The organism is Micromonospora sp. NPDC005305 (genome assembly GCF_040607315.1).
Taxonomy (GTDB): domain Bacteria; phylum Actinomycetota; class Actinomycetes; order Mycobacteriales; family Micromonosporaceae; genus Micromonospora.
In genome coordinates this window covers 1-25,542 of sequence record NZ_JBEXGL010000033.1, presented here as the reverse complement: position 1 = coordinate 25,542, position 25,542 = coordinate 1, and the positions used below count along the sequence as shown (strand labels likewise).

Annotated in this window: 21 protein-coding genes, 2 pseudogenes and 1 riboswitch; of the genes and pseudogenes, 15 read left to right on the top strand and 8 right to left on the bottom strand. The window is 74.7% G+C overall.

Going from position 1 to position 25,542, the window contains the following annotated elements; translation table 11 throughout:
* Positions 1 to 14 precede the first annotated feature (14 nt).
* Together rplQ and truA are read left to right on the top strand one after the other, a co-directional pair.
* Positions 15 to 581 carry a 50S ribosomal protein L17 gene (gene rplQ / locus ABZS80_RS31105; RefSeq protein ID WP_151463662.1) on the top strand — a complete coding sequence of 189 codons (567 nt, stop codon included), beginning with the start codon at positions 15 to 17 and terminating at the stop codon, positions 579 to 581.
* A gap of 67 nt (positions 582 to 648) precedes the next feature.
* Complete coding sequence (gene truA / locus ABZS80_RS31100) at positions 649 to 1,482, top strand: tRNA pseudouridine(38-40) synthase TruA (protein WP_355061496.1); 834 nt, start codon at positions 649 to 651, stop codon at positions 1,480 to 1,482.
* 58 nt (positions 1,483 to 1,540) lie between these two features.
* On the opposite strand, the gene ABZS80_RS31095 is transcribed toward truA, so the two are convergent.
* Positions 1,541 to 2,749: a hypothetical protein gene (locus ABZS80_RS31095; RefSeq protein ID WP_355061495.1), complete on the bottom strand. Its 1,209-nt coding sequence runs from the start codon at positions 2,747 to 2,749 to the stop codon at positions 1,541 to 1,543.
* A gap of 126 nt (positions 2,750 to 2,875) precedes the next feature.
* Here ABZS80_RS31095 and ABZS80_RS31090 point away from each other — a divergent pair, with 126 nt between their 5' ends.
* The 3 genes from ABZS80_RS31090 to ABZS80_RS31080 are packed head-to-tail and all read left to right on the top strand — an operon-like array spanning position 2,876 to position 6,183.
* Positions 2,876 to 3,481: a methyltransferase gene (locus ABZS80_RS31090; protein ID WP_355061530.1), complete on the top strand. Its 606-nt coding sequence runs from the start codon at positions 2,876 to 2,878 to the stop codon at positions 3,479 to 3,481.
* Between the two features lie 41 nt (positions 3,482 to 3,522).
* Positions 3,523 to 5,199, top strand: a complete 1,677-nt coding sequence (locus tag ABZS80_RS31085; RefSeq protein WP_355061493.1) for an ATP-binding cassette domain-containing protein — start codon at positions 3,523 to 3,525, stop codon at positions 5,197 to 5,199.
* A 21-nt stretch (positions 5,200 to 5,220) separates the two neighbouring features.
* On the top strand, positions 5,221 to 6,183 hold the full coding sequence (locus ABZS80_RS31080) for an aldo/keto reductase (protein ID WP_355061491.1): 963 nt from the start codon (positions 5,221 to 5,223) through the stop codon (positions 6,181 to 6,183).
* 167 nt (positions 6,184 to 6,350) lie between these two features.
* Here the strand turns inward: ABZS80_RS31080 and ABZS80_RS31075 are convergent, their stop codons facing one another.
* Positions 6,351 to 7,253 carry a DUF559 domain-containing protein gene (locus ABZS80_RS31075; protein ID WP_355061489.1) on the bottom strand — a complete coding sequence of 301 codons (903 nt, stop codon included), beginning with the start codon at positions 7,251 to 7,253 and terminating at the stop codon, positions 6,351 to 6,353.
* 122 nt (positions 7,254 to 7,375) lie between these two features.
* Positions 7,376 to 7,485, top strand: a riboswitch (TPP riboswitch).
* Here ABZS80_RS31075 and ABZS80_RS31070 point away from each other — a divergent pair.
* The 7 genes from ABZS80_RS31070 (at position 7,480) to thiC (ending at position 13,266) form a co-directional block, all read left to right on the top strand.
* A complete protein-coding gene (locus ABZS80_RS31070; protein ID WP_355061487.1) occupies positions 7,480 to 8,106 on the top strand; it encodes a thiamine phosphate synthase in 627 nt (208 codons plus the stop codon). Its footprint overlaps the riboswitch before it by 6 nt.
* A complete protein-coding gene (thiO, locus tag ABZS80_RS31065) occupies positions 8,100 to 9,188 on the top strand; it encodes a glycine oxidase ThiO (protein ID WP_355061486.1) in 1,089 nt (362 codons plus the stop codon). The genes ABZS80_RS31070 and thiO overlap by 7 nt, the downstream gene beginning before the upstream one ends.
* Positions 9,179 to 9,379 carry a sulfur carrier protein ThiS gene (gene thiS / locus ABZS80_RS31060; protein WP_355061484.1) on the top strand — a complete coding sequence of 67 codons (201 nt, stop codon included), beginning with the start codon at positions 9,179 to 9,181 and terminating at the stop codon, positions 9,377 to 9,379. The genes thiO and thiS overlap by 10 nt, the downstream gene beginning before the upstream one ends.
* A complete protein-coding gene (locus ABZS80_RS31055) occupies positions 9,376 to 10,155 on the top strand; it encodes a thiazole synthase (RefSeq protein ID WP_355061482.1) in 780 nt (259 codons plus the stop codon). Before thiS ends, ABZS80_RS31055 begins: the two co-directional genes overlap by 4 nt.
* 59 nt (positions 10,156 to 10,214) lie before the next feature.
* On the top strand, positions 10,215 to 10,871 hold the full coding sequence (locus ABZS80_RS31050; protein ID WP_355061528.1) for a thiamine phosphate synthase: 657 nt from the start codon (positions 10,215 to 10,217) through the stop codon (positions 10,869 to 10,871).
* Complete coding sequence (gene thiD / locus ABZS80_RS31045; protein WP_355061480.1) at positions 10,868 to 11,656, top strand: bifunctional hydroxymethylpyrimidine kinase/phosphomethylpyrimidine kinase; 789 nt, start codon at positions 10,868 to 10,870, stop codon at positions 11,654 to 11,656. The genes ABZS80_RS31050 and thiD overlap by 4 nt, the downstream gene beginning before the upstream one ends.
* Before the next feature lie 17 nt (positions 11,657 to 11,673).
* Entirely contained in the window at positions 11,674 to 13,266 is a 1,593-nt protein-coding gene (gene thiC, locus ABZS80_RS31040) for a phosphomethylpyrimidine synthase ThiC (protein ID WP_355061478.1), read from the top strand.
* A gap of 42 nt (positions 13,267 to 13,308) precedes the next feature.
* Here the strand turns inward: thiC and ABZS80_RS31035 are convergent, their stop codons facing one another.
* From ABZS80_RS31035 to ABZS80_RS31020, 4 genes are all read right to left on the bottom strand, one after another.
* On the bottom strand, positions 13,309 to 16,812 hold the full coding sequence (locus tag ABZS80_RS31035; RefSeq protein ID WP_355061476.1) for a hypothetical protein: 3,504 nt from the start codon (positions 16,810 to 16,812) through the stop codon (positions 13,309 to 13,311).
* 75 nt (positions 16,813 to 16,887) lie between these two features.
* Positions 16,888 to 17,196 carry a cupin gene (locus ABZS80_RS31030; RefSeq protein WP_355061475.1) on the bottom strand — a complete coding sequence of 103 codons (309 nt, stop codon included), beginning with the start codon at positions 17,194 to 17,196 and terminating at the stop codon, positions 16,888 to 16,890.
* Positions 17,193 to 18,143, bottom strand: a complete 951-nt coding sequence (locus tag ABZS80_RS31025; protein ID WP_355061473.1) for an LLM class F420-dependent oxidoreductase — start codon at positions 18,141 to 18,143, stop codon at positions 17,193 to 17,195. The genes ABZS80_RS31030 and ABZS80_RS31025 overlap by 4 nt, the downstream gene beginning before the upstream one ends.
* Before the next feature lie 2 nt (positions 18,144 to 18,145).
* The gene (locus tag ABZS80_RS31020; RefSeq protein ID WP_355061471.1) at positions 18,146 to 18,931 is read right to left on the bottom strand and encodes an ABC transporter ATP-binding protein; all 786 of its coding nucleotides are present in this window, start codon (positions 18,929 to 18,931) and stop codon (positions 18,146 to 18,148) included.
* A gap of 287 nt (positions 18,932 to 19,218) precedes the next feature.
* Here ABZS80_RS31020 and ABZS80_RS31015 point away from each other — a divergent pair, with 287 nt between their 5' ends.
* Positions 19,219 to 20,250, top strand: a complete 1,032-nt coding sequence (locus tag ABZS80_RS31015; protein WP_355061469.1) for an ABC transporter substrate-binding protein — start codon at positions 19,219 to 19,221, stop codon at positions 20,248 to 20,250.
* 152 nt (positions 20,251 to 20,402) lie between these two features.
* Positions 20,403 to 21,200: an ABC transporter permease gene (locus tag ABZS80_RS31010; protein ID WP_355061526.1), complete on the top strand. Its 798-nt coding sequence runs from the start codon at positions 20,403 to 20,405 to the stop codon at positions 21,198 to 21,200.
* A 52-nt stretch (positions 21,201 to 21,252) separates the two neighbouring features.
* On the opposite strand, the gene ABZS80_RS31005 is transcribed toward ABZS80_RS31010, so the two are convergent.
* Positions 21,253 to 22,434, bottom strand: coding sequence for an ABC transporter substrate-binding protein (locus tag ABZS80_RS31005; protein WP_355061467.1), 1,182 nt, complete (start codon positions 22,432 to 22,434; stop codon positions 21,253 to 21,255).
* Positions 22,435 to 22,881: 447 nt separating this feature from the next.
* Here ABZS80_RS31005 and ABZS80_RS31000 point away from each other — a divergent pair.
* Positions 22,882 to 25,440 (top strand): annotated as a pseudogene (locus tag ABZS80_RS31000) (sensor histidine kinase); the annotation flags it as partial.
* An 8-nt stretch (positions 25,441 to 25,448) separates the two neighbouring features.
* On the opposite strand, the pseudogene ABZS80_RS30995 reads toward ABZS80_RS31000, so the two are convergent.
* Positions 25,449 to 25,542 (bottom strand): annotated as a pseudogene (locus tag ABZS80_RS30995) (DNA-3-methyladenine glycosylase I); the annotation flags it as partial.

The window sequence follows — 25,542 nt, the reverse complement described above, 5'->3', positions numbered from 1 at the left end:
GAGGAGCACCAAGCATGCCCACGCCCACCAAGGGCCCCCGCCTCGGCGGCAGCCCCGCTCACGAGCGGCTGATGCTGGCCAACCTGGCCACCGCGCTGTTCCAGCACGGCAAGATCCAGACCACCGAGACGAAGGCCCGGCGGCTGCGTCCGCTGGCCGAGCAGCTCATCACCAAGGCCAAGCGCGGCGACCTCGCCGCGCGGCGCCGGGTGCTGGGCGTCGTCAAGGACAAGGACGTGGTCTACGCCCTGTTCGACCAGATCGCGCCCCGGTACGCCAACCGCAACGGTGGCTACACCCGGATCGTGAAGACCGGTCCGCGCAAGGGTGACGCCGCTCCGATGGCGATCATCGAGCTGGTGGAGGAGCTTCAGGTCGCCGAGCCGAAGGCGAACAAGAAGACCGCCGCCCGCAAGGCCGCCCAGCAGGACAAGGTCGAGGCCCTGGCCCCGGCCGAGGAGGCCCCGCGCTCCAGCGAGGTCGCCGACCAGGACGCCGAGGCTCCGGTCTCGGCCTCCGGTGACACCGCCGAGGCCCGCGAGGACAGCGACCTCGCGACCGAGGAGAACGGCAAGGCCTGATCATCGGGCTTGACCGGGCCCGGCACCCCTCGGGGTGCCGGGCCCGTTCCGTCACAGGAGGTACGAGGTGGACGAGCGGACCCGGCTGCGGCTGGACGTCTCGTACGACGGCACCGACTTTTCCGGCTGGGCCGCCCAGCCCGCCCGGCGCACGGTCGCCGGGGTGCTCATGGAGGCCCTGGACCTGGTCCTCGGCGCGGGCACCGTGACCGGACTGACCGTGGCCGGCCGCACCGACGCCGGGGTGCACGCCACCGGGCAGGTCTGCCACCTCGACCTGCCGGCCGAGGTGTGGCGGCAGCAAGACGGGAGGCTGCTGCGCCGGCTGGCCCGGCTGCTCCCGCCCGACGTGCGGGTGCGGGCAATGACCGAGGTGCCGGCCGACTTCGACGCGCGCTTCTCGGCCACCTTCCGCCGCTACGAGTACCGGGTGACCGACGCGCCGTGGGGCGCCGAGCCGCTGCGCCGCACCGACACCCTGGCCTGGCCCAAGCCGCTGGACCTGGCGGCGCTGAACGCCGCCGCGGCCGGCCTCGTGGGGGAGCACGACTTCGCCGCGTACTGCCGGCGCAAGGAGAACGCCACCACGCTGCGCGAGGTGACCCGGCTGGACTGGCGGCGCGAGCCGGACGGCATCCTGGTCGCCACGGTGCAGGCCGACGCGTTCTGCCAGAACATGGTGCGCAGCCTGGTCGGCGCCATGCTGGTGGCCGGTGACGGCCGCCGGCCGGTGGAGTGGCCCGCCGGCCTGCTGGACCGCCGGGAACGCGCCAGCGAGGTGACCGTGGCGCCCGCGCACGGGCTGGCCCTGGTCGAGGTCGGCTACCCGGCCGACCCCGCCGAGTACGCCCGCCGCGCCGACCTCACCCGCCGCCTCCGGGTGCCGGTCACCGAGGGCTGAGCCCAGGGAAACGGCCCGCCGCCCCCGGAAACGGGACAACGGGCCGTGGTGACCGTGCTCAGTTGCGGGTGCCGTCCTGGCCGGCGGTGCCCTCGCTCGGGCCGTCCGTGGGCTGGCTGGCCGTCCCGCCGCTGGCCCGCCGCTCCAGCACGCTCCGGTTCAGGTAGACCTCGATCATGTCGTACAGGATGTCCCGGGCCTTCGTGTCGCCGGAGCCGATCCGTTCCCCGTCGGCCCGGGTGACGACGCAGTAGGCGAGGTAGTGCCCGCGGATCTGCCAGCCGACCCGGGCGGCGGCGGTCGCCACCGCCTCGGTGTCCTCGCTCGCCGCCATGCCGCGGAACCGGCCCTGCCGTTCGTCGAGCATCGGCCGGATGCGGTCGCGCGCCCGCTGGGCGCTGGCCACGTCGGTCAGGTTGAACAGGCCGGCGGTGAGCAGGTGGTCGCCGTCGGGGGAGCGGAGGGTGCCCCGGACCACCTGGTTGCAGCCGAGCCGGACCAGCAGGTCGGCGATCTCGCCGGTGGCCGCGACCGCGCAGCTGCCGCTGGAGTGCGTCTTCAACACCCGGTACGCCGGCTGCCCGTCGGCCACCACCAGTTGCTGGCCGGGGAAGACCTCCTTGGCGGTGAGCGCCGCCTGGTCGGTGTCCCGGGAGTCCAGGTCGGTCCCGTCGGCCGCCGCGGACTGCTCCACCACCGGCTGGCTGCTCTGCTGGCTGGCCGGTGGCGTGGCGGTCCGGTCCTCCAGGAGGGCGGCGACGCCCAGCCCCGTGAGGGCGAGCAGCATCAGCACGGCGGCGCCGCCGATCAGCACCTGCCAGGCCCGGCCGCCGCGCCGGCGATCGGCCCGGCGGGGCCGGGTCAGGTCCTCCAGCGGATCGGTGGTCCGGACGACGGGGTCGGCCGCGGTCGACGTCGCCGGCTGCGGCGCCGCGGCCGGTGTGGGCTCCGGTGCGGCGGCCGGCGTCGGCTGCGGCACCGGTGGCGCGGGTGCCGGCACGGCCGGCGTGGGCTGCGGCACGGGAGCGGGCTCTCGCGGCGGGGCGGGCCGGCTGGGCGCCGGAGCCGGTGCCGGTGGGGCCGGGGCCCGGGCGGCGTCGACGGCCGGTCGGGTGGGCCGGACCGGTGGCGGCAGCGACGGGGTGGGGAAGCGGGACGGCGAGGGACCCGCCGGCGGAGCCGCCGCGTCCCCGGGCACGGACGGGTCCGACCCGGGCCGTGGGTACTCCAGGAAGGCGTCCTCATCGGACTCGTACCGATACACCATGTTGGCTACAGTAGGGGCCATTGTCCCTTTCGTGGGTAATATCGGCAAAATCTGGCGGAGTGGCGTCCCGCCCTGCCCGCCGCACCGTCGCGGGTGCCGGTCCCGGGCGGTGCGACAATGCCCGACGTGACCGGCGACCACTACTTCACCGCTGAACCCGCGACCCCCGCCCGGCCGCGCGAGGTCGAGTTCTCCGTCGCCGGGCGCGACTACACCCTCGCCTCGGCCGCCGGCGTCTTCTCCGCCGCCCGGCTGGACCCCGGCACCGCGGTGCTGCTCCGCAAGGCCGACCTGCCGGCGCGCGACGCCACCGGCCCGTTCCTCGACATCGGCTGCGGCTTCGGGCCGATCACCTGCGTGCTGGCCAGCAGCGCGCCGGCCGCCACGGTCTGGGCGGTCGACGTCAACCAGCGGGCCCGCGACCTCACCGCCGCCAACGCCGCCAGCATCGGCGCCGCCGACCGGGTCCGGGTGGCCGCGCCGGACGACGTACCCGCCGACCTCGCCTTCGCCGAGATCTGGTCCAACCCGCCCATCCACATCGGCAAGGCGGAGCTGCACGAACTGCTGCGGCGCTGGCTGCCCCGGCTCGCCCCGGCCGGGGTGGCCTGGCTGGTCGTCGCCCGGCACCTCGGCGGCGACTCGCTGCACCGCTGGCTGGTCGAGCAGGGCTGGCAGGTCGAGCGGCACGCCAGCCAGAAGGGCTACCGGGTGCTCCGGGTCACCCGGTAATCCGGTGTCGCTCGCGCCCGCCCCTCGGGCAGGATGCCCGCGTGGGATACGTGGACGTGGCAGGAGTCGGGCACATCCTCCCCGACGGCCGGGAACTCTTCGCCGAGGTGTCGTTCCGGGTCGGTGAGGGCGCCAAGGTGGCGCTCGTCGGCCCCAACGGCGCCGGCAAGACCACCCTGCTGCGCATGGTCGCCGGCGACCTGCCGGTGAAGACCGGCGTCGTCGCCCGCGCCGGCGGGCTCGGCGTGATGCGCCAGTTCATCGGCATGATCGGTGACGAGTCGACCCTCGCCGACCTGGCGCTGTCGCTCGCCCCGCCCGCGCTGCGCGACGCCGGCCGGCGCCTCGCCGACACCGAGGCGGCCATGCGGGCGGCCGAGGTCCGCGGCAAGTACAGCAGCGCCGCCGGCAAGGCCCAGCTCGCGTACGCGGACGCGCTGGCCGCCTGGGGCGAGACCGGCGGGTACGACGCCGAGGTGCTCTTCGACACCGTCGCCACCATCGTCCTCGACCTGCCGTGGGACGCCGCCCGGGAGCGCCCGGTGCGGACCCTCTCCGGTGGCCAGCAGAAGCGGTTCGCGCTGGAACTGCTGCTCCGCGGCCCGGACGAGGTGCTCCTCCTCGACGAGCCGGACAACTTCCTCGACGTGCCCGGCAAGCGCTGGCTGGAGGCCCGGCTGCGCGAGTCCGGCAAATCCGTGCTCTACGTCTCGCACGACCGGGAACTGCTCGCCCAGACCGCCGACCGGGTGGTCGCCGTGGAGGGCGGCAGCGCCTGGGTGCACCCGGGCGGCTTCGCGAGCTGGCACGAGGCCCGGGTGGCCCGGCACGCCCGACTCGACGAGCTGCGCCGCCGCTGGGACGAGGAACACCAGAAGCTGCGCGAGCTGATGCTCATGTACAAGCAGAAGGCCGCGTACAACGACGGGATGGCCTCCCGCTACCAGGCCGCGCAGACCCGGCTGCGCAAGTTCGAGGAGGCCGGGCCGCCGCCCGTACCCCCGAAGGAGCAGGACATCCGGATGCGCCTCACCGGCGGGCGGACCGGGAAGCGCGCGGTCATCGCCGAGCAGCTCGAACTGGACGGCCTCACCTACCCCTTCGACCTGGAACTCTGGTACGGCGACCGGGTCGCCGTGCTCGGCGCGAACGGGACCGGGAAGTCACACTTCCTGCGCCTGCTCGCCCGCGGCGGCACCGACCCCGACCCCGCCAACATCCCGGTCGACGGGGCGAAGCTGGCGCCCGTCGCGCACGGCGGGGTCGTACGCCTCGGCGCGCGGGTCCGGCCCGGCCACTTCTCGCAGACCCACGACCGGCCCGAGCTCATCGAGAAGACGCTTGTCGACATCCTGTGGCGGGGCGACGAGCACCGGGCCGGCATGGACCGGCACGCCGCCATGGCGGCGCTGTCCCGGTACGAGCTGGCCGGGCAGGGCGACCAGCGGTTCGGCACCCTCTCCGGCGGCCAGCAGGCGCGCTTCCTGGTGCTGCTGCTGGAGCTGTCCGGGGCCACCCTGCTGCTGCTCGACGAGCCGACCGACAACCTCGACCTGGCCTCCGCCGAAGCCCTCGAAGCGGGGCTGGACGCGTTCGCCGGGACGGTCGTCGCGGTCACCCACGACCGGTGGTTCACCCGCTCCTTCGACCGGTTCGTGCTGTTCCGCGGCGACGGCGAGGTGGTGGAGACCCCGGAGCCGGTCTGGGACGTCGGGTGAGGCCGAGCCCGGCGGCATAGGGTGGATCTCGTGACTGAGATGACCTACCGCCGGCTCGGCGACTCCGGACTCGTGGTGTCCGTCGTCGGCATCGGCTGCAACAACTTCGGCCGCAAGCTCGACCTCGACGGCACCCGTGCGGTCGTGGACGCCGCGCTCGACGCCGGGATCAACTTCTTCGACACCGCCGACATCTACGGTGAGCCGCAGGGCAGCTCCGAGGAACTGCTCGGGCAGGCGCTCAAGGGCCGCCGGGACGACGTGGTGGTCGCCACCAAGTTCGGCATGGACATGCACGGTCTGAACGGGCCGGACCACGGCGCCCGGGGCGCCCGCCGGTACATCGCCCGGGCGGTCGAGGCGTCCCTGCGCCGCCTCGACACCGACCACATCGACCTCTACCAGATGCACGAGCCCGACCCGGGCACCCCGATCGACGAGACCCTCGCCGCGCTGGACGACCTGGTCACCGCCGGCAAGGTGCGCTACCTCGGCAACTCGAACTTCGCCGGCTGGCAGATCGCCGACGCCGACTGGACCGCCTCCTCCCAGGGCCGAACGCGCTTCATCTCCGCGCAGAACCACTACTCGCTGGTGGAACGGTCCGTCGAGGCCGAGGTAATCCCGGCGTGCGAGCGGTTCGGCCTCGGCATGCTGCCGTTCTTCCCGCTGGCCAACGGCCTGCTCACCGGCAAGTACAAGCGGGACGAGGCCCCGCCCGCCGGCAGCCGGCTCTCCGGCGGCGGCCGGTACGCCGAGCGTTTCGCCGCCGCCGACTGGGACACCATCGAGGCCATCGAGGCGTACGCGATCGAGCGCGGAATCAGCATGCTCCAGGTGGCCATCGGCGGGCTCGCCGCCCGGCCCGCGGTGACCTCGGTGATCGCCGGCGCCACCACGCCCGAGCAGGTACGCGCCAACGCCGAGGCGGGCACCTGGCAGCCCACCGACGAGGACCTGGACACCCTCGACGCCATCCTCTGACCGCTCCCGTCCGCTGCCCCGGCACGCCTGCCCGGCCGCCGGGGCAGCGCGCTGTCCAGCCCCGGCGCGCCCTTGGGCGGGGGGCGCGCGAGCGCGCAGCGTGAGTGGAACGCTATGGAGGTCACCGGGCGGGTTTGACCTACATGGCGTTCCACTGACGGACGGGGTCAGCGGGTGGTGCGCTCCTGGAGGGCCTGGCGGACCAGGGCGATGGTGGCGCGGGGGTGGCGGAGGACGTCGTCGGCGGTGAAGCGGAGGACCAGCCAGCCGGCGGCGCGGAGGGCGTTCAGGCGGGCCACGTCCTGGCGGAAGTGGGCCCGTTCCCGGTGGTGGTCGCCGTCGTACTCGACGGCGACGCGGAGCGCGGGCCAGGCCAGGTCGACCCGGGCCACGAAACGCCCGGTGGCGTCGCGTACGTCGTGCTGGGCAGTCAGCGGGCCGAGGCCGGCGTCGAGGAGGAGCAGCCGGAGGCGCGTCTCCATCGGGGACTCGCTCAGCGGCTCCGCCAGCGCCAGCACCTCCCGCAGCAGCGTCGCGCCGGGCCAGCCGGGGCGCGCCGCCGCGTAGGCGCACAAGGCGGGCAGCTTGACGACCCGGCGGTGCAGCAACGCCTCGACGGCGACCAGCGCGTCGACGCGCGGACCCTGCCGCCCGAGGTCGAAGGCGGTGCGCAGCGCCGTGGTGACCGGCAGCCCGGCGAAGCGGGTCCGGTCGGTGCCCGGCAGCACGGAACGGACCTGGCGGACGCGGGGATGCGGCCGCATCCGGGCGGCCCGGGGCAGCAGCACCGTGACCGGCGCGTCCCGGGCGAGCAGGTCGGCGCCCCAGAGGAAGGCCGCACTTGATCCCGCGATCGCCGCGCCCGGCGGCAGTCGCAGCGCCACGGCGTCGCACCACAGGCGATGGTCGTCCGGCCGGTGGCCGTCGCGGTGCACGTACACATCGGGCAGGAGGCGGCGCCAGGCCGGACCCTGGAGCATCGCCCAGGTCAGGAGTCCTTCGGCGACCGCGGCGCTGCCCCGGAACGGCAGGAAGGACAGCCGGCGGGGGACGTGGGCGGACGAGGGCATCCGGACAGCATGACGTGATCGGGAGATCACCCGCTGTCCCCGTGCTCCACCTCGGACGGTCGGTGGGAAATTCCCCACCCGCCCCTTGGCGGATCCGCGCGCACGTCGTACGGTAGGCCCGCAAGTGACCCACGGGAGCCTGGTGCCACCGGGCTGAGAGGGGGGCTGGAAGCCCCCGACCGTCGAACCTGATCCGGGTAATGCCGGCGCAGGGAGGAGAGTTGCCGTGCCGTCCCTGGGACGACTGCATCTGATCACCGACACCCGGCCGGGGCGGGACCCCCTCGCCGTGCTGCGCGCCGCCCTGCCGGTGGCCCGCGACGAGCTGGTCATTCAGGTTCGAGTCGAGGACGACGCCACCGACCGGGAGGCGTACGAGCTGGCCAGCCGGGTGGTGGGGCTGTGCCGGCCGTACGGGGCGACGTGCCTGGTCAACGACCGGCTGCACGTGGCGCTGGCGGTGGGCGCCGCCGGTGGCCACGTCGGCGCGGAGGACCTGCCGGTGGCGGCCGCCCGGCGGGTGCTCGGCGAAGGCGCCGTGCTCGGCGCGACCGCGCGGGAGCCGGGCGGCGCCACGGCGGCGGTCGCCGCCGGGGCCAGCTACCTGGGCGTGGGCCCGTGCCACGCCACCACCACCAAGTCCGGCCTGCCCGATCCGATCGGCCCGGCCGGGCTGCGCGCGGTGGCCGGCGCCGTGGACGTGCCGGTGATCGCGATCGGCGGGGTGACCGCCGCGTCGGTGCCGGCGCTGCGGGTCGCGGGCGCGTACGGGGTGGCGGTCGTCGGCGCGCTGTCGGCCAGCCCCGATCCCGGCCGCACGACCGCCGAGCTGATTGCGGCCCTGACGTGCTGACCCGACCGGACGTCGCCATCGTGGGGGCGGGACCGGTCGGGCTGGCGATCGCGTGGCGGTGCGCGTCCCGCGGGCTGCGCGTGACCGTCCACGATCCCGCTCCCGGCTCCGGGGCCTCGCACGTCGCCGCCGGGATGCTCTCCCCGGTCGCCGAGGCGTACTTCGGCGAGCACGAGCTGACCGCCCTGCTGGCCGAGTCCGCCGCCCGCTGGCCCCGCTTCGCCGCCGACCTGGCCGAGGCGTCCGGCGCCGACGTCGGGTACCGGGCCGACGGCACCCTGGTGGTCGGGCTCACCGCCGACGACCTGGCCGAGGCGCGGCGGCTCTGGTCGTACCAGCAGGGGTTGGGACTGCCGATCACGCCGCTGCGCCCCTCGGAGCTGCGCGACCGCGAGCCGGCGCTGGCCCCGCGGGTGCGCGGCGGCGCGGTCGCCCCCGGCGACCACCAGGTCGACCCGCGCCGGCTGGTCCCCGCGCTGCGCGCGGCGGCCGGGCGGGCCGGCGCGGTGCTGCGCCCGGCCCGGGTCGGCGCGCTGTCCGACGTGGACGCCGGGGTGACCGTGGTCGCGGCCGGCTGCGGCGCGGCCGCGCTGACCGGGCTGCCGGTCCGGCCGGTCAAGGGCCAGGTGCTCCGGCTCCGCGCACCCGGTCGCGGCGCGCCGGACTTCCGGCACGTGATCCGGGGGTACGCCGACGGCGAGTCGGTCTATCTGGTGCCCCGGGACAGCGGCGAGGTCGTGGTCGGGGCGACCGTCGAGGAGCGCGCCGACACCGAGGTGACCGCCGGGGCGGTGCTCCGGCTGCTCCGCGCCGCCGTCGACCTGGTGCCGGAGCTGGCCGAGTACGACCTGGTGGAGGCGACCGCCGGACTGCGCCCCGGCACGCCGGACAACGCGCCGATCATCGGGCCGCTGCCGGGCCGGCCCGGCGTGGTCGTCGCCACCGGGCACCACCGGCACGGCATCGTGCTCACCCCGGTCACCGCCGACCTGGTCACCGAGCTGATCGTCACGGGCGAGCCGGATCCGCTGCTCGCCCCCTTCACCCCGGACCGGTTCGGGAAGGAGCCCAGGTGGAACTGATCGTCAACGGCGCGGGACGGGACCTGCCCGGCGGCTCGACCGTCGCCGACGTGGTCCGCGCGGTCACCGTCCAGGAGCGCGGCCTCGCGGTCGCGGTGAACGGCGAGGTGGTGCCGCGCGGCGGCTGGCCGGCGACCGTGCTGCGCGACGGCGACCGGGTCGAGGTGCTCAGCGCCGCCCAGGGCGGGTGAGCCGGATGTCCTTCGAGATCGGCGGGGTCGGCTTCGGCTCCCGGCTCATCCTCGGCACCGGCGGCGCGGCCAACCTGCACGTGCTCGAGCAGGCCATCCGCGCCTCCGGCACCGAACTGGTCACCCTGGCGCTGCGCCGGGTGGACACCGCACGGGCCGCCGCCGGCGGCCTGCTCGACCTGCTGGACCGGTGCGGGGTACGGCTGCTGCCGAACACGGCCGGCTGCTACACGGCGTCCGAGGCCGTGAAGGTGGCGCAGCTGGCCCGGGAGGCGTTCGACACCGACTGGGTGAAGCTGGAGGTGATCGGCGACGAGCGCACGCTGCTGCCCGACGGGGTGGAGCTGCTGCGCGCCGCCGAGGAGCTGGTGGCCGACGGGTTCACGGTGTTGCCGTACACCTCGGACGACCCGATCCTGGCCCGGCGGCTGGCCGACGTGGGCTGCGCGGCCGTGATGCCGGCCGGCGCGCCGATCGGCTCCGGGCTGGGGGTGAGCAACCCCCACCACATCCGGCTGATCCGGCAGGGTGTGGACGTGCCGGTGATCCTCGACGCGGGGATCGGCACCGCCTCCGACGCCGCGCTCGCCATGGAGCTGGGCTGCGACGCCGTGCTGCTGGCCAGCGCGGTCACCCGGGCCGCCGACCCGGTCGCGATGGCCACCGCCATGCGGCACGCCGTCGAGGCGGGGCGGCTGGCGTACGGGGCGGGCCGGATCGCCCGCCGCTTCCACGCGCTCGCCTCCACTCCGGACGAGGGAAGGCCCGACCTGTGACGGGCGCTGCTGTAGATCTTGGTGGGAAACGGCCCCTCGGGGGGCCGGACTCTTCCAAGATCTCGGGTGACGCCGTGCCGTCCGGCGTCGTGCTGCTCACCGAACGGTGGCAGGCGCGGCGACCGCTGACCGGAGTCGTCGAGGCGGCCGTGGCCGGGGGAGTGCGCTGGGTCGTGCTTCGCGAGAAGGACCTGTCCCGGGCCGAGCGCGCCGCCCTGGCCGCCGAGCTGCGCGCCATTCTCGGCGAGGCCGGCGGCACCCTGGTCGTGGCCGGACCCGACCCGCTCGGCGGCGACGCCGTCCACCTGCCGGCCGCCGGCCCGTACCCGCCGCCGGCCGCCGGACTGGTCGGGCGCTCCTGCCACGACGCCACCGAGCTGGCCCGACTCACCACGGAGGACTACGCGACCCTGTCGCCGGTCTTCCCGACGAGAACCAAGCCCGGCTACGGCCCACCCCTGCACCCGGCCGGGCTCCGCGAGCTGATCGCGATCAGCACCGTGCCGATCCTCGCCCTGGGCGGCATCGAAACCGCGGACCAGGTCCGGGAGTGCGTCGCGGCCGGCGCCGCCGGGGTGGCCGTCCTCGGCGCCCTGATGCGCGCCGACGACCCCACCGAGATCGCCGCCACGCTCACGGCGGCCCACGAATTCGCTGGTCGGGCCGGTCACGGGGCGGCCCGACCAGCCCCCACCGCAACAAAGGAAGTCAGATGACCCCGAGGACCACACTCACGATCGCCGGATCAGACTCCGGGGGCGGCGCCGGCATCCAGGCCGACCTCAAGGTCTTCGCGGCCCTCGGCGCCTACGGCACCAGCGTGATCACCGCGGTCACCGCGCAGAACACCCGGGGCGTGGACGCCGTGCTGCCCCTGCCCCCACAGACCGTGCGCGACCAGCTCGACAGCGTGCTCGACGACTTCGACGTACGCGCCGTGAAGACCGGCATGCTCGGCACGCCCGCGGTCGCCGACGCGGTGGCCGAGGCGGCGAAGGCCGGCCGCCTTCCCCACCTGGTCGTCGACCCGGTGCTGGTCGCCACCAGCGGGCACCGGCTCGGCGTCGTGTCGGCCGTCGAGCGGCTGCTCCCGTACGCCGAGGTGGCGACGCCGAACTGCGCGGAGGCCGCCGCACTCACCGGACGCCCGGTGACCACGGTCGAGGAGATGGTCGCGGCGGCCGAGGCGCTCGCGGCCGCCGGCCCGGCGCACGTGGTGGTGACCGGCGGCGACGTCGACGCGGCCGGCGACTCGGTCGACGTGCTGGCCGGCGGCGGCTCGACCACGCTGCTGCGCGCGCCCCGGGTGCCGACCCGGCACCACCACGGCACCGGCTGCTCGTTCTCGGCGGCGATCGCCGTCCGGCTGGCGGCGGGCGATCCGGTGCCGGTCGCGGTGGCCACCGCCAAGGAGTACGTGACCCGCGCGCTGACCGGCGCGCGGCACTGGGAGCTGGGCGCGGGACGCGGCCCGCTGGACCACTTCGGCTGGTCCGCATGAGCGACAGGGAGGCTGTCATGCACGCACGTCGCAAGGTCTGGGTCGAGGGGTCACGCCCGGACATCCGGGTGCCGTTCGCCGAGGTGGCGCTGACCGGGGACAACGCGCCGGTCCGGCTCTACGACACCTCCGGCCCCGGATCCGAGCCGGAAGTGGGGCTGCCGCCGCTGCGCGGACCGTGGATCGCCGCCCGCGGGGACGTCGCCCCGGTGCGCGGCGCCGGCACCCCGCTGGCCGGCGTGGACGGTCGCCGGCCCACGCAGCTCGCGTACGCCCGGGCCGGGATCGTCACGCCGGAGATGGAGTTCGTGGCGATCCGGGAGGGCGTCGCGCCGGAGTTCGTCCGGGACGAGATCGCAGCCGGGCGGGCCGTGCTGCCGCTCAACGTCAACCATCCGGAGTGCGAACCGGCGATCATCGGCAAGGCGTTCCTGGTCAAAGTCAACGCCAACATCGGCACCTCGGCCGTGACCTCCTCGGTCGCCGAGGAGGTGGAGAAGCTCACCTGGGCCACCCGGTGGGGCGCGGACACCGTGATGGACCTGTCCACCGGGAAGCGGATCCACGAGACCCGCGAGGCGATCGTGCGGAACTCGCCGGTGCCCATCGGCACCGTCCCGATCTACCAGGCGCTGGAGAAGGTCGGCGGCGACCCGGTGAAGCTGAGCTGGGAGGTGTTCCGCGAGACGGTGGTCGAGCAGGCCGAGCAGGGCGTCGACTACATGACCGTGCACGCCGGGGTGCTGCTCCCGTACGTGCCGCTGGCGGTGGACCGGGTGACCGGGATCGTCTCCCGCGGCGGCTCCATCATGGCCGCCTGGTGCCTGGCGCACCACGAGGAGAACTTCCTCTACACCCACTTCGACGAGCTGTGCGCGCTGCTCGCGCGCTACGACGTGACGTTCTCCCTCGGCGACGGGCTGCGGCCCGGCTCGATCGCGGACGCCAACGACGAGGCGCAGTTCGCCGAGCTGCGCACCCTGGGCGAGCTGACGAAGGTCGCCTGGGCGTACGACGTGCAGGTGATGATCGAGGGCCCCGGCCACGTGCCCATGCACAAGATCAAGGAGAACGTGGACCTCCAGCAGGAGTGGTGCCACGAGGCCCCGTTCTACACGCTCGGCCCGCTGACCACCGACATCGCCCCCGCGTACGACCACATCACCTCGGCCATCGGCGCCGCGATGATCGGCATGTTCGGCACCGCCATGCTCTGCTACGTCACCCCGAAGGAACACCTCGGGCTGCCCGACCGGGACGACGTGAAGGCGGGCGTGATCGCGTACAAGATCGCGGCGCACGCGGCCGACCTGGCCAAGGGGCACCCCGGGGCGCAGGCGTGGGACGACGCGCTCTCCAAGGCCCGGTTCGAGTTCCGCTGGGAGGACCAGTTCAACCTCGCGCTGGACCCGGAGACTGCCCGGTCGTACCACGACGCCACGCTCCCGGCGGAGCCGGCGAAGACCGCGCACTTCTGCTCGATGTGCGGGCCGAAGTTCTGCTCCATGAAGATCACGCAGGAGCTGAAGGACTACGCGGCGCGCGGCATGAAGGACAAGTCCGAGGAGTTCGTGGCCGGCGGCTCGCGGGTCTACCTGCCGCTCGCCTGAGCGCCGCCGGGGCCGGGCCGCTGGTCGGCCCGGCCCGCGGGCTCAGTCGCGGTGGTGCCGGCCGGTACGCAGGGAGCGAGCGTCGTCCGCGTTGTCGTCGGAGGCGAGGCCGGCGACCCAGTCGACGTACTCCTCGTCCTGCGCGGCGAGCGGCTCGCCGTCACGGTCGACCTCGCCCGGCTCGCCGCCCTTGCCCCGGTTGCGCCGGAACAGGCTGCGCCGGGCCTTCGACTTCCCGCCGGCCGCCTCGGGGCTCGCTTCGGGCCCGGACACGTCGGCGTGCCGGCCGCCGGGCGCGCTGCCGGCCGCCTGCGGGGGCGGAGCGTCCCAGGCTGGAAGGACAGGGCCGGCGGCCTCGGCGCCATCGGCGCCCTCGGCGGTTCCGCCGGTGGTCTGCGGGACGGGACCGCTGGTCTCCGGAGCCCGGCCGACGGAAGCCGTCGTCTCGGGGCCCTGGTCGGTGGTGTCGGTGTTCTCCGGGACCGGGCCGGTGGGGGCGGCGGTGTCCGGGGTCCGGCCGGTGGGCGGCGGGGCGGCCGGGCCGGCGGGGCGGGCGTTGGCGAGGGCCTCCCAGCCGGTGCTCCGGCCCAGGTCGGGCAGGGCGCGGTGCCGGGGGCGCGGCGCCGGCTCGGGCCGGGCCGGTCCGGCGGCCGCGGTGCCCTCGGGGCCGGCATCCCGCCCTGCGGCCGCGGTGCCCTCGGGGCCGGCATCCGGCCCTGCGGCCGGGCCGTCCGCTGCGGCCGGCTCGCTGCCGCCGCGCGGCGTGACCGGCCAGTTCGCGGCGGGGGCGATCGGCCAGGCCGGCCGGACGTTGCCCGGGGTCACGTCCTCGAAGATCGGGATCCGCGGCCGGGGTGACGCCGAGGGCTCGGGCAGGTCGACCGGGGCCGGCTCCGGGTCGAAGAAGAAGTTCCGCCGCTCGCCGGCCGCCGGCGTGCTGCCGCTGCTCGCGTCCGCCTCGGCCGACGCCGGCGCTTCCGGCAGGTCCGTGGCCCGGGTTTCCGGCTCGTTCGTGGCTCGGGTCTGCGGCACGTTCGCAGCTCGGGTTTGCGGCTGGTCCGTGGCTCGGGTCTCCGGCAGGTTCGTGGCTCGGGTATCCGGCTCGTTCGTGGCCCGGGTTTGCGGCTCGTTCGTGGCCCGCGCCTCGCCGGCCGGCTCGGCACCGGTCGACGGGGTGCGCGCGGTGGCCGCCTTCGACGTGGCCGAGATGCTTCCGGTCGGCTCGGAGGCGATGTCCGGCGTGTTCGCGCCCGGCTGGACGGTGGTGTCGTCCCGCCTGCTTCGGGCCCGCACGGACGTGCCGTCGGGTCCGGTGGCGGCGGGCTCGGCCGTGGTGTCCGCTGTGGTCGCGGTCGGCTCGGTGGTGCGGTCCGATGTGGCGGTGGCCGGCTCGGGTGCCTGATCCGGGACGGCCCGGGTCGTCCGCGGTTTGCGGGTGCGCTTCGCGCGGCCGGCCGGAGCCGGTGCGGCCGCGGTGGACTCGCCGGCCTCGGCCGCTGCCTCGGCGCCGGGAACGCCCGCCTGCGTGGGCTCGTCCGCCAAGCGAGCCGACGACGGGGCGTCGTCCGTCGGTCGGGGCGAGGGCGTCGAGGCGGCCCGGGCCCGCCGGGATCGCGTCGCCCGCGTCGGAGCCGCCTCGGTCGCCGGCTCCGGGGAGCCGGGGCCGGCCACCTCGCGTTCCGCCGCAGCCGCCGGGGCCGCCGCTTCCGGCCGGTCCGGCGCCGGGCGCGGCGCGACGGGCGGAGCCGGCGCCCGACCGGTGGCCCTCGTGGCCTCGGCGTGCGGTGCCGCCGGCTCGGTCGTCGGCGTGGGCCGCGTGACCGCGTCCGGCGAGACGGACGGTGCCTTGGTCCGGCCGGTCGCCCTCGGGACCTCCGCGTGCGCTGTCGCCGGGGCGGACGTGACCGGCTCCGGGTCGGCCGGCGGGGTCGGGCGGCCGGCGGCGAGCACGTCGATGGCCGAGGTCCGCCGGCCCGGGGGAGGCGACCCGGGCAGCTGACCGAGGCTGGTGTCCTCGGACGGCCGGCCCGGACGCGGGAAGTCCGAACCCTGCTCAGGGGAGAAGGCCGCCGCCGGCGCGTCGAACCGCTGGCCGTCCGGAGTCACCTCGTGGGCCACGCCCGGCGCCACGTCGGCCGTCGCGGGCGGGCCGTCCGGGTCCAGTTCCGGGGCCAGGTGCCGCCCACTGGTCCCGTCCGTCGTGCCGGGCCGCGCCGTGGTCCGGTCCGTCCTGCCGGGCCGCGCCGTGGTCCCGTCGATCGGGCCGGGCCGCGCCGTGGAGCCCGGCTCGGGGGCCGGCCGGTCCGCATCGTGCGCGTCCGGGGTCGGATCGGTCGTCCCACCCGCGGCGGCGGAGAAGGGTGCCGCGTCGAACCGGCGCCGGACCGGATCCGGCCGGGTCGCCTCGCGCTCGCCGGCGAGGCCCGGCCCGTGCACCGGGGTCGGCGCGTCCCGGTCCGCCGGACGCTCGGGGCCCGGGCGACCGGGGGGCCGGCTGGTCAGCCCGGCCGGCACGGGCGCCGGGGTGAGCCCCCCGGCTTCCGGCCAGTCCCAGTGGGCGGGGCTGGGTGCCCCGGCGGGGCGCAGGGCCACCGGGGCGGCGGGAGCCGGGCCGGCCGGGTCGGGGGTGGCCGGCGACGGCGGCAGGGCCTGGAGGATGTCGGTCGGTTCGATCGCGTCGGGCTCGCCGGCCGTGGTCACCGGCCGGGGCAGCACCGTGGTGGCGGTGGAGCCGAGCGCTCCGGCGACGACAGCGATGAGCGCGCCGTAGTAGGGCGCGAGCTGGTAGCGGTCGGCCGCGGTGCCGGGGCCGGCGGTCAGGTAGGCGAAGGCGAGCAGGACCGGGCCGGCGGCGCCGGCCGCGCCGCCGACCAGCGGCAGGTGGCCGGCCCGGCGGGCCAGCGCGCCGACCGCCGCGCCGGCCAGCAGGGCCAGGGTGGGCAGCAGCAGCATGGCCAGGCGCTCGGCCGCGGCCGGATCCAGCCAGGACGGTTCGAGGACGCCGAGGCGTACGGTGGGCAGCGTGCCGGTCGACGCGACCGACGGCGCGACGGAGACCAGGGCGAGCAGCCAGACGGCCGCGGCGCTGAGCGCGATGCTCCACCCGAACGGCGGCTTGAGCAGCACGGCGATCGCCGTGCCCGCCCCGACCACCGCCCCGAGGACGGCGCAGATGCCGGCCGCCCACACCGGGTCGACGGTGCCGCCCAGCTCGGCGGCGCGGGCCGGCTGCATGCAGAGCGGGGCGACCACGATCGCGCCCAGCCCGCTGACGCCGGCGATGGAGAGCAGCTCGGTGGTGCCGGCCGGGGAGGCGTCCCGGCGGGCGAGGCGTTCGGTGAGGACGGCCCCGGCGACCGTGGCGACCGCGGCGAACCAGCCGACCCAGGCGAGCTGGGCGGGCCACCGGTTCACCGAGTCGTCCACGAACGCGCCGTCGAGGCGTACGACGCCGAAGCCGTACGCGATGCCCAGCTGGCCGGCCCCGGCCAGCACGCTCACGCCGAGCGCCGTGAGCAGCAACCTGCCCCACGTCCGAAAGGCCATGTCGGGCACGTTACGGCCCGGTGCACCCGATCGCCACCTTGCCACCCGCGGCGCGGCGAGATGGCGTCGGCGTGGCTACTTCAGCTCGACCAGCCGGGCCAGGTACGTGGTGTCGCCGACGTTGGTCAGCATGTGCACGGCGCCGGGGTCGCGGTAGACCACCCCGCCGGTCGGCTCGTCGGCGTCGATGGTGGTGCCGTCGATCGTCTGCACCACGTTCTTGGCGCCCTGGATCGCCACCACCAGGTAGGGGTGGTCGTGCCGGTGCAGCGGCTGCCGCTCGCCCGGCTCGAGGCGGATGTGCCAGACGCGTACCCGGTCGTTCTCGAAGACGACCTCCTGGCCCACCGGGCCGAGTTCGAGGTCGGCGGAGAGGTCGGTCATCCTGGTCCGTCCAGTTGGGGGAGCACCTCGGCGGCGATGAGCTCCACGTGGTCGAGGTCGTCGAAGTCGATCAGCCGGAGGTGCACCCGGGTGGCCCCGATGGCGGCGAACTCGCCGAGCCGGTCGACGAGCTGGGCGGGGGAGCCGACCACCGGATCCTCCGGCGGGAGCGCGCTCTTGACGTGCAGCGGCGCGGCCCGGCGCTGGGCCTCCGCGTCGGTACGCCCGACGGCCACCACGATCCCGGCGGAGAGCACGAGCGGCGCCCGTCCCGACGCGGCGCGGCCGGTCCGGTCGCACGCCTCGCGGACCCGCTCGTACGCGGCGGCCGTCTCGGCGACGGTCTTGAACGGCATGTTGAACTCGTCGGCGTACCGGGCGGCGAGTTCCGGGGTGCGCTTCGGGCCCCGGCCGCCGACGATCACCGGCGGGCCGGGCTGTTGCACCGGCTTGGGCAGGGCGGGCGCGTCGACCAGCCGGTAGTGGTCCCCGGTGAAGCTGTAGGTCCCGCCGGGCGGGGTGCGCCACAGCCCGGTGACGACCTCCAGCTGCTCGGCCAGCCGGTCGAACCGCTCGGTGACGGCCGGGAACGGGATGCCGTAGGCGCTGTGCTCGCGCTCGTACCAGCCGGCGCCGATGCCCAGCTCGACCCGGCCGCCGCTCATCTGGTCGACCTGGGCGACCATCACGGCCAGCGGCCCGGGCAGCCGGAAGGTGGCCGAGGTGACCAGGGTGCCGAGCCGGATCCGGGAGGTCTCCCGGGCCAGCGCGGCGAGCGTCAGCCAGGCGTCGGTGGGGCCGGGCAGCCCGGGCTCGTCCCCCATGGCGCGGTAGTGGTCGGCCCGGAAGAAGCCCTCGAAGCCGGTCTCCTCGACCAGCCGGGCGAACCGGAGCTGGTCGTCGTAGCTCGCCCCGCGGTGCGGCTCGGTGAAGACGGACACCCGCATGGTCAGTGTCCTCCCGCGACGACACCGTCGGTGGCATCGCGCTCCATGAGCAGTTCATGCAGTTCGGCGCTGATCCGGGCCACCTCGGCCAGGTGCGCGTGGCGGCCCAGGGTGCGGGGCCGGGGCACGGCCACCTCGACCACCTCGCGGATCCGGCCGGGGCGCGGGCTGAGCACGACGACCCGGTCGGCGAGCAGCACCGCCTCGTCGATCGAGTGGGTGACGAAGACGATTGTCGCCTTCGTCTCCATGTGCACCCGCTGGAGTTCGCCGGAGAGCTCCTCGCGGGTGAGCGCGTCGAGCGCCGAGAAGGGTTCGTCCATGAGCATCACCCGCGGCTCGCCGATCAGCGACCGGCAGAGGGCGACCCGCTGCTGCATGCCGCCGGAGAGCTCGTGCGGGAGGCGCTTCTCGAAGCCGCCCAGGCCGGCCATCTCCAGCAGCTCGCGGGCCCGGTCGCGGTGCTTGGCCCGGCGCCAGCCGAAGATCTCCACCGGCAGCAGGACGTTGTCGAGCACGGTGCGCCAGGGCAGCAGCGCGGGCCGCTGGAACAGCATGGCGATGTCCCGGCGGGGCTTCGTGATCGGCGTGCCGGCCACGGTGATCTCGCCCTCGGTGACCGGGAGCAGGCCGGCGACCATGCGGAGCAGGGTGGACTTGCCGCATCCGGAGCGGCCGAGGACGGCCACGAACTCGCCCTCGGCGACGTCGAGGTCGATGCCGCGCAGCGCCTCGACCCGCCCCGAGCGGCCGTCGAAGGTGCGGGACACCCCGGACAGTCGGATCATCTCCCGCCGGCTCCCTTCCACAGTCGCGATCGCGAGCCGGGCTAGCGTAGCGGGCGGGAGTCCCTATAGCACCCTCCAGGATGGACGTCAGTCTCCTTTCCGTCAGGCAACTTCGTTTCCGTTCCGCAACCCGTACGCCCGCCTGACGTCATCAGCCTTCTCGTACGCTGTTGCGCGCGAAGAGTCCCCTCACGACGGTCCCGTCGGCTTCCCCCTCGTGCCGACACCGTCGGACCCACGACCCGACCGGGCGAACGTGCCCTGGTCGGAAAGGACATGGTGCACTGATGAGAAGGCTGACCCGTACGGTCGCCGCCGCAGCGCTGGCCACCGCCCTCGCCCTCGTCGGCGGTTGCAGCAGCGACTCGGACAAGTCGGAGGACGCCAAGGCCGGAAACGGCGCGGCGCTGGAGAAGGTGACCTACCTCACCTCGTTCGGCAACTTCGGCCGTGACTCCTATGCCTGGGTGGCGAAGGAGAAGGGCTTCTTCAAGGAGGCCGGCTTCGACGTCGACATCAAGCCCGGGCAGGGCACCGGCTCGGTCATCCAGACCATCACCGGCGGGCAGGCCGACTTCGGCCCGATCGACCTGACCGGCGGCATCCTCCAGCTCGGCAACGGCCAGGCCAAGGACTTCGTCGCCGTGGCGGCGATCCAGCAGCGCACCATGGCTGCCATCGTCTCGGTCGAGGGCAAGAAGATCGCCACCCCGAAGGACCTCGAGGGCAAGAAGCTCGCCGACACGCCCACCTCCGTGGTGCGCAACCTCTTCCCGACGTACGCGCGGCTGGCCGGCATCGACGGCAGCAAGGTGACCTGGGTCAACGGTGAGGCGCAGGGCCTGATCGGCATGCTCGGCTCCGGCGCGGTCGACGGCATCGGCCAGTTCGTGGTCGGCCAGCCCACCGTCGAGGCCGTGGCCAAGAAGAAGCCGGTCGTGCTGCCGTACAGCAACGTGATGCAGGACCTCTACGGCAACGTGCTGATCACCTCCAGCAAGATCGCCAAGGAGAAGCCGGAGATGGTCAAGCGCTTCACCGGGGCGCTGCTCAAGGGCCTGGAATACGCGCTGGCCCACCCGGACGAGGCGGGTGACCTCCTGAAGAAGAACGTGCCGGCCGCCAATCCGGCCGCGTCCTCCGCCGAGCTCCAGCTGATGGCCGCGTACGTCCGCTCCAGCAACTCCGGCACCGCGATCGGCACGCTGGACAGCGGCCGGGTCGCCAAGAGCATCGCCCTGCTCCAGGGCGCGGGCGCGCTCAAGCAGAACCTCACCCCCGATCAGATCATCGACTTCAACCTCGCGCCGAAGGCCTGACGGGTCGGCTCGGGCAACGGGGGGTGCGGCCCGCCGGGACACCCGGTGGGGCGCACCCCCTTCGCGTGCCGGTCGTCGGCCGGCGCAGAGAGGAGGACACGTTGACGCAGTTGACCGGGACCCGGGCCGGGGCGCCCGCGCCGGGGGAGCCGGTGGAGCCCACGGCCGCTCCGCGCCGGCTCGTCGTACGTCCGGCGGCGGTGGGCCTGCCGGCGCTCGGGCTGGTCATCGCGGTGGCCGCCTGGTGGCTGGTCACGTCGGGGCTGCACCTGGTCCACCCGGCCGCGCTGCCGCCGCCGCAGGCGGTGTGGCGCTCGCTGGTCGGCACCGCCGACGTGCTGCTGCCGGCGTTGGGCATCACCACCTGGATGACCCTGCTCGGCTTCCTGCTCTCGTCGCTCGCCGGGGTGCTGATCGGGATGGCGCTGGCCGCCTCCAGCCGGGTGGAGCGGATGTTCGCCCCGCTGCTCGTGGCGGTCAACGCGGTGCCCAAGATCGCGTTCGGTCCGCTGCTGGTGGTCGCGGTGGGCTGGGGGCAGAAGCCCATCCTGACCATGGTGTTCCTGCTCTGCTTCTTCCCGATCGTGCTCTCCACGGCGACCGGGCTGACCACCACTCCCGCGGACCTGGCCGAGCTGGGCCGCTCGCTGAACGCGTCGTGGTGGCAGGCGTTCCGGAAGGTGCGCTTCCCGGCCGCGCTGCCGCAGATCTTCGTCGGGTTGAAGGTGGCCATGCCGTTGGCCGCGATCGGCGCGGTGATCGGGGAGTTCTACTCGGACCGGCCGGGGCTGGGCTACCAGATCCTGCAGTACAACGGCGTGGGTGACACTGCCACGGCGTGGGCGGCGATCGTGCTGGTGGCGGTGATGAGCATCCTGCTCTACTCGGCCCTCAGCCTGGTCGAGCGCCTGGCCCTGCCCTGGGTCCGCGCCACCACCTCGGCCCGCTGACCGCTGCTCCCGGCAGGAAGCGTCCCCGCCTCCTGCCGGGAACCCGTCGCGATCAACCGGCCAGGCGCCAGCGGCCGCCACGCGCCACCAGCGTGGTCAGCGCCTGGGGCATGAGGCCGGAGTGGTTGTCCGGGGTCATCCGGATCGGCCCGGAGAGGCCGTCGAGCTGCGCGGTCTCGAGGACCTCGCGCAGGGCGCCCCGGTCCACCTCGCCCGGTTTGCCGCCGGCCCGCAGTTCGGCGTCGGCGATGAGCTGGACGGCGTCGGCGGCGAACGAGGAGAAGCCGTTGTAGCCGCCGAAGCGGGCGGTGTACTCCTGGAACCACTGCCGCCGGGCGGCCTTGGCCGGGGTGGTGGCGATGACGTCGTCGATCACCATGGTCTGGGTGAAGATCAGCGTGGTGCGCTCGGTGGATCGGGCGGAGGCGCCCAGGAAGAGGTCACCGGCGGCCGAGGCGTCGAAGAAGAGGGCGCCCGCGTAGCGGCTCTGCCGTGCGGTGGCGGCGGCCAGCGACGCCTGCTCGGGCGGGGTCCAGACGATCAGGGCTTCGGGCTTCTTGGCGGTCAGGTTGGCGATCTGGGTGCTGACCTCCGTGTCGGTGGTCCGCACCGACTGGGCGCGGGCCAGCTTGACGCCGGCCTTGGTGAACTCGCTGTTCAACGCGGCCAGCCCCTCCTCGCCGTACTTGTCGGCGCTGTGCAGCACGGCCACCTTGCGGATGTTGCGGCGGATCAGCTCGGTGGTGAGGGCGGCGGCGCTGTCGGCCGCATTCGGTGCCAGCTTGAAGACATAGCGGCGTTCGGCGACCGGTTCGGTGATCTCCCCGGAGGAGGCGAGAGCGATGGTGGGAATGCGCTTCTCACCAATCGTGCGGACGGCGCCGATCGCACATTCGTTGCATCCGCCCATGATGATGGCGCTGACCCGCGAGTCACCGCTGAAATCGTTGATGTTCCGCAACGATTCCGCGGCGTCGGAGCGGTTGTCCTTCACCTTCAGTTCGATCTTCCGGCCGCCCAGCGCGCCCGAGGAGTTCAACTGCTGGACCTTCAGTTCCAGGGCCCGCTGGTAGACCTTGCCGACCGACGCGGAGGCGCCGGACAGTTCCAGGTCCGCGGCGATCACGATCGGAGTGTTGTCCTGCGGCTCCCCGCCGAACTCGCAGCCGGTGAGCGTGGTGGCCAGCACGGCCGATGCGAGCACCGCGATGCTCGCGGAGCGGATGGGGCTCAACTCAGTCCTCCAGGTGCGGCGCGGGCCAGCGCCCGAACACCGCCGCTCGTCCGTCCTCAGTGGAGGATCGGGATTGGTGTGCCGTACGGTGTGCGCGAAGCCTGCAAAACCTTGCCAATGCCGGGCCCTGTGGTCAAGCGCGGATGTCGGCAGTCGTTTCGGGACGGCCGTCCCACATGCTGGGGACACGGAACGTTAACCGACAATTACTGCGCAGATACGTCTGACCACTCTGGAGTCACATGCCCTGTTCAGGGGGCCGGAGAAAAGAAGGTATTAGGTGATCGGATCACGGGTTGGGTCAGCCCTGACCGTTTCCTTCCTCACGGCCGCTTCCCAAACAGGATCTCGTCTGATGAAATCGCGGCCGTGCCGCGCGTGGCGCTGGCCGCTGCACCAGGCACGGGTCGGCGGGTCAGGCGTGGAAGAAACGACGGAGGCGATGTCGTGAGCACCGGACCTACGGCCCTGCCCGAGAGCCCCGACCCCGATCAGCGAAACCGGCGACGGCGGCTGCCTCGGCTGCGTGACGCGCGGATCCGCTCCAAGCTCGCCCTCATCCTCGTCGTTCCCGTGGCGGCTGTCATCGCACTGGCAACTATCCGACTCGTCTCGGTCGGCGAGGGCGCGTACGAGGCCAACCGGATCCGGTCGATGACCGCGCTGTCGATCGACGTCTCCGCGCTCACCCAGGACCTGCACAAGGAACGGATGGCGGCGGCGTCCTTCCTGGTCGCTCCGAACCAGAAGCCGGACGCCTACAACCTGCGGGTCCGCAGCACCGACGAGCGGATCACGGCCTACCAGGACGAGCGGGGCAGGGTCGGCGACGTGCCGGCCTCGGTGCGCGACCGGCTCAAGGTGATCGACGACCACCTGGCGACGCTCAACGGCACCCGCCAGGAGGTGCTGGACCGGCAGCAGATGCCAGTCTCCGAGGCGAGCCTGCGCTACGGCATCATCCTCGACGACCTCGTCGCGTACGGCGACACGCTGGCCCAGCAGCCCGGCGCGGAGGGCCTGGCCGACGCCCGCCGCGCGGTGGCCGCCTTCGCCCACGCCAAGGCGGAGGTCGCCGAGGAGGAGGCGGTCGCCTTCACCGCGCTGTCCACCGGCCAGATCGACGAGGAGCAGTTCTCCTCCTTCGTGGCCACCCTGACCGGCCAGCAGGAGGCCCTGCTGTCCTTCTCCCGGGCCGCCGAGCCGGCCCAGCGGTCCCTCGTGGACCGCACCGTCTCCGGTGACGCCGTGCAACTCTCCGACCGGGTCGCCAACGACATCTCCCGCTCGGTCGGGCAGGTGCCGCTGGTCACGCGGGACGAGGCCGCCGCGGCCGTCGGCGCGGTCGGAGACCTGATGCGGTGGGCCGAGATCCAGCTCCAGGACGAGCTGCTCGCCGACGCCGACGCGGTACGCAGCGACGTCATCCGGCAGGCCGTCGTGGAGAGCCTGCTGGTGCTGCTCACCCTGGCCATCGCCGTGACGCTGGCCGTGGTGCTGGCCCGCTCGCTCAACGACTCGCTGCGCCGGCTGCGCGAGGGCGCGCTGGCGGTGGCGAACCACGACCTGCCCGACGCGGTGAGCCGGCTGCAGAACGTCAACGCCATCGGCGACGGCGGCGTGGACGAAATCGTCCAGCAGGTCCGGGACCCGATCAGGTTGACCAACCGCGACGAGGTCGGCCAGGTGGCGTCGGCCTTCAACGTCGTGCACCGGGAGGCGGTCCGGGTGGCGGCCGAGCAGGCCGCGCTGCGGACCAGCGTCTCGGCCATGTTCCTCAACCTGGCCCGCCGCTCGCAGAGCCTGGTCGACCGGATGATCGGCGAGCTGGACGCGATCGAGCGCAGCGAGGAGGACCCCAAGCGGCTGGCCCAGCTCTTCGAGCTGGACCACCTGGCCACCCGGATGCGCCGCAACGACGAGAACCTGCTGGTGCTGGCCGGGGCCGACTCGGCCGTGCCGCGCCGCGACGACGCGCTCCTGGTCGACGTGCTGCGCGCCGCCCAGTCCGAGGTGGAGCTCTACAACCGGATCGAGTTCGGCACGGTCGACACCGACATCTCGGTCGCCGCCCACGCGGTCAACGACGTGGTCCGCCTGGTCGCCGAACTGCTGGACAACGCCACCCGGTTCTCGCCGCCGAACACCATCGTGGTGGCCGACGGTCGCCGGATCCGCGACTACGTGCTCATCCAGGTGGAGGACCGCGGCCTCGGGCTCAGCGACGAACAGCTCGACTCGCTCAACCGCCGGCTGGCCGCCCCGCCCACGGTCGACGTGGCCGCGTTCCGGCTGATGGGCCTGGCCGTGGTCAGCCGGCTCGCGTCCCGCTACGGGATCCGGGTGGAGCTGCGCCGCAACGTCGAGGGCGGCACCGTCGCGCAGGTCACCCTGCCGAACGCCACCGTGGTGCTGCCGGCGAACCGGGGTCAGGCCCCGCTGACCCGCCCGCGCCAGCCGCTCGCCGTCGAGCAGTCCCCGCTCGGCCAGGTGGGCGCCGCCGACGCGCTGGCCGGAGCGGGCCGGGCCGGCACGGCCACCCTGGCCGACCAGTGGCGCAGCACCGCCACGCCGCCGCCGGCCCGCTGGCAGGCGCCCGCCGAGGCCCGGGACACCGCCCCGGCCGTGCAGTTCGGCGGGACCGGCGCGCTGCCCACCGTGCCGGCGCCCGCGCCGCCCGCCCCCGTCGCCCCGGCCCCGGTCTCCGGCGCCGGCTGGTCGGTGGGCGGGGCGACGGCCGCGCACCCCGCTCTCGATCCGCTGCCCCACCGGACACCGGGCGGCGAGGCGGCGACGGCTGCCCCGGTGGCGCCGCCGGCCTACCAGCCGGCCGCGCCGGCCCCGGCGGTCGAGCCCGCCCCGGCGGCCCCGGTGGTGGCCCGGTCGGCCCGCCGGGCCGAGGCGCCGATCTTCCGGGAGATGGAGGCGGTCTGGTTCCGCTCGCACGGCGAGGACGAGACCACGATCTTCACCCGCCCCCGGTTCGACGACGAGCCGCCGGCCCCGGCGCAGCCCGCCTCGACCTTGGCCCGGTTGCGAACGATCCCCGCGTCGGCCAGCAACCGGGCCACGTCGGCCTCGCCGTAGCCGGCGACCTTGTCGATGCGG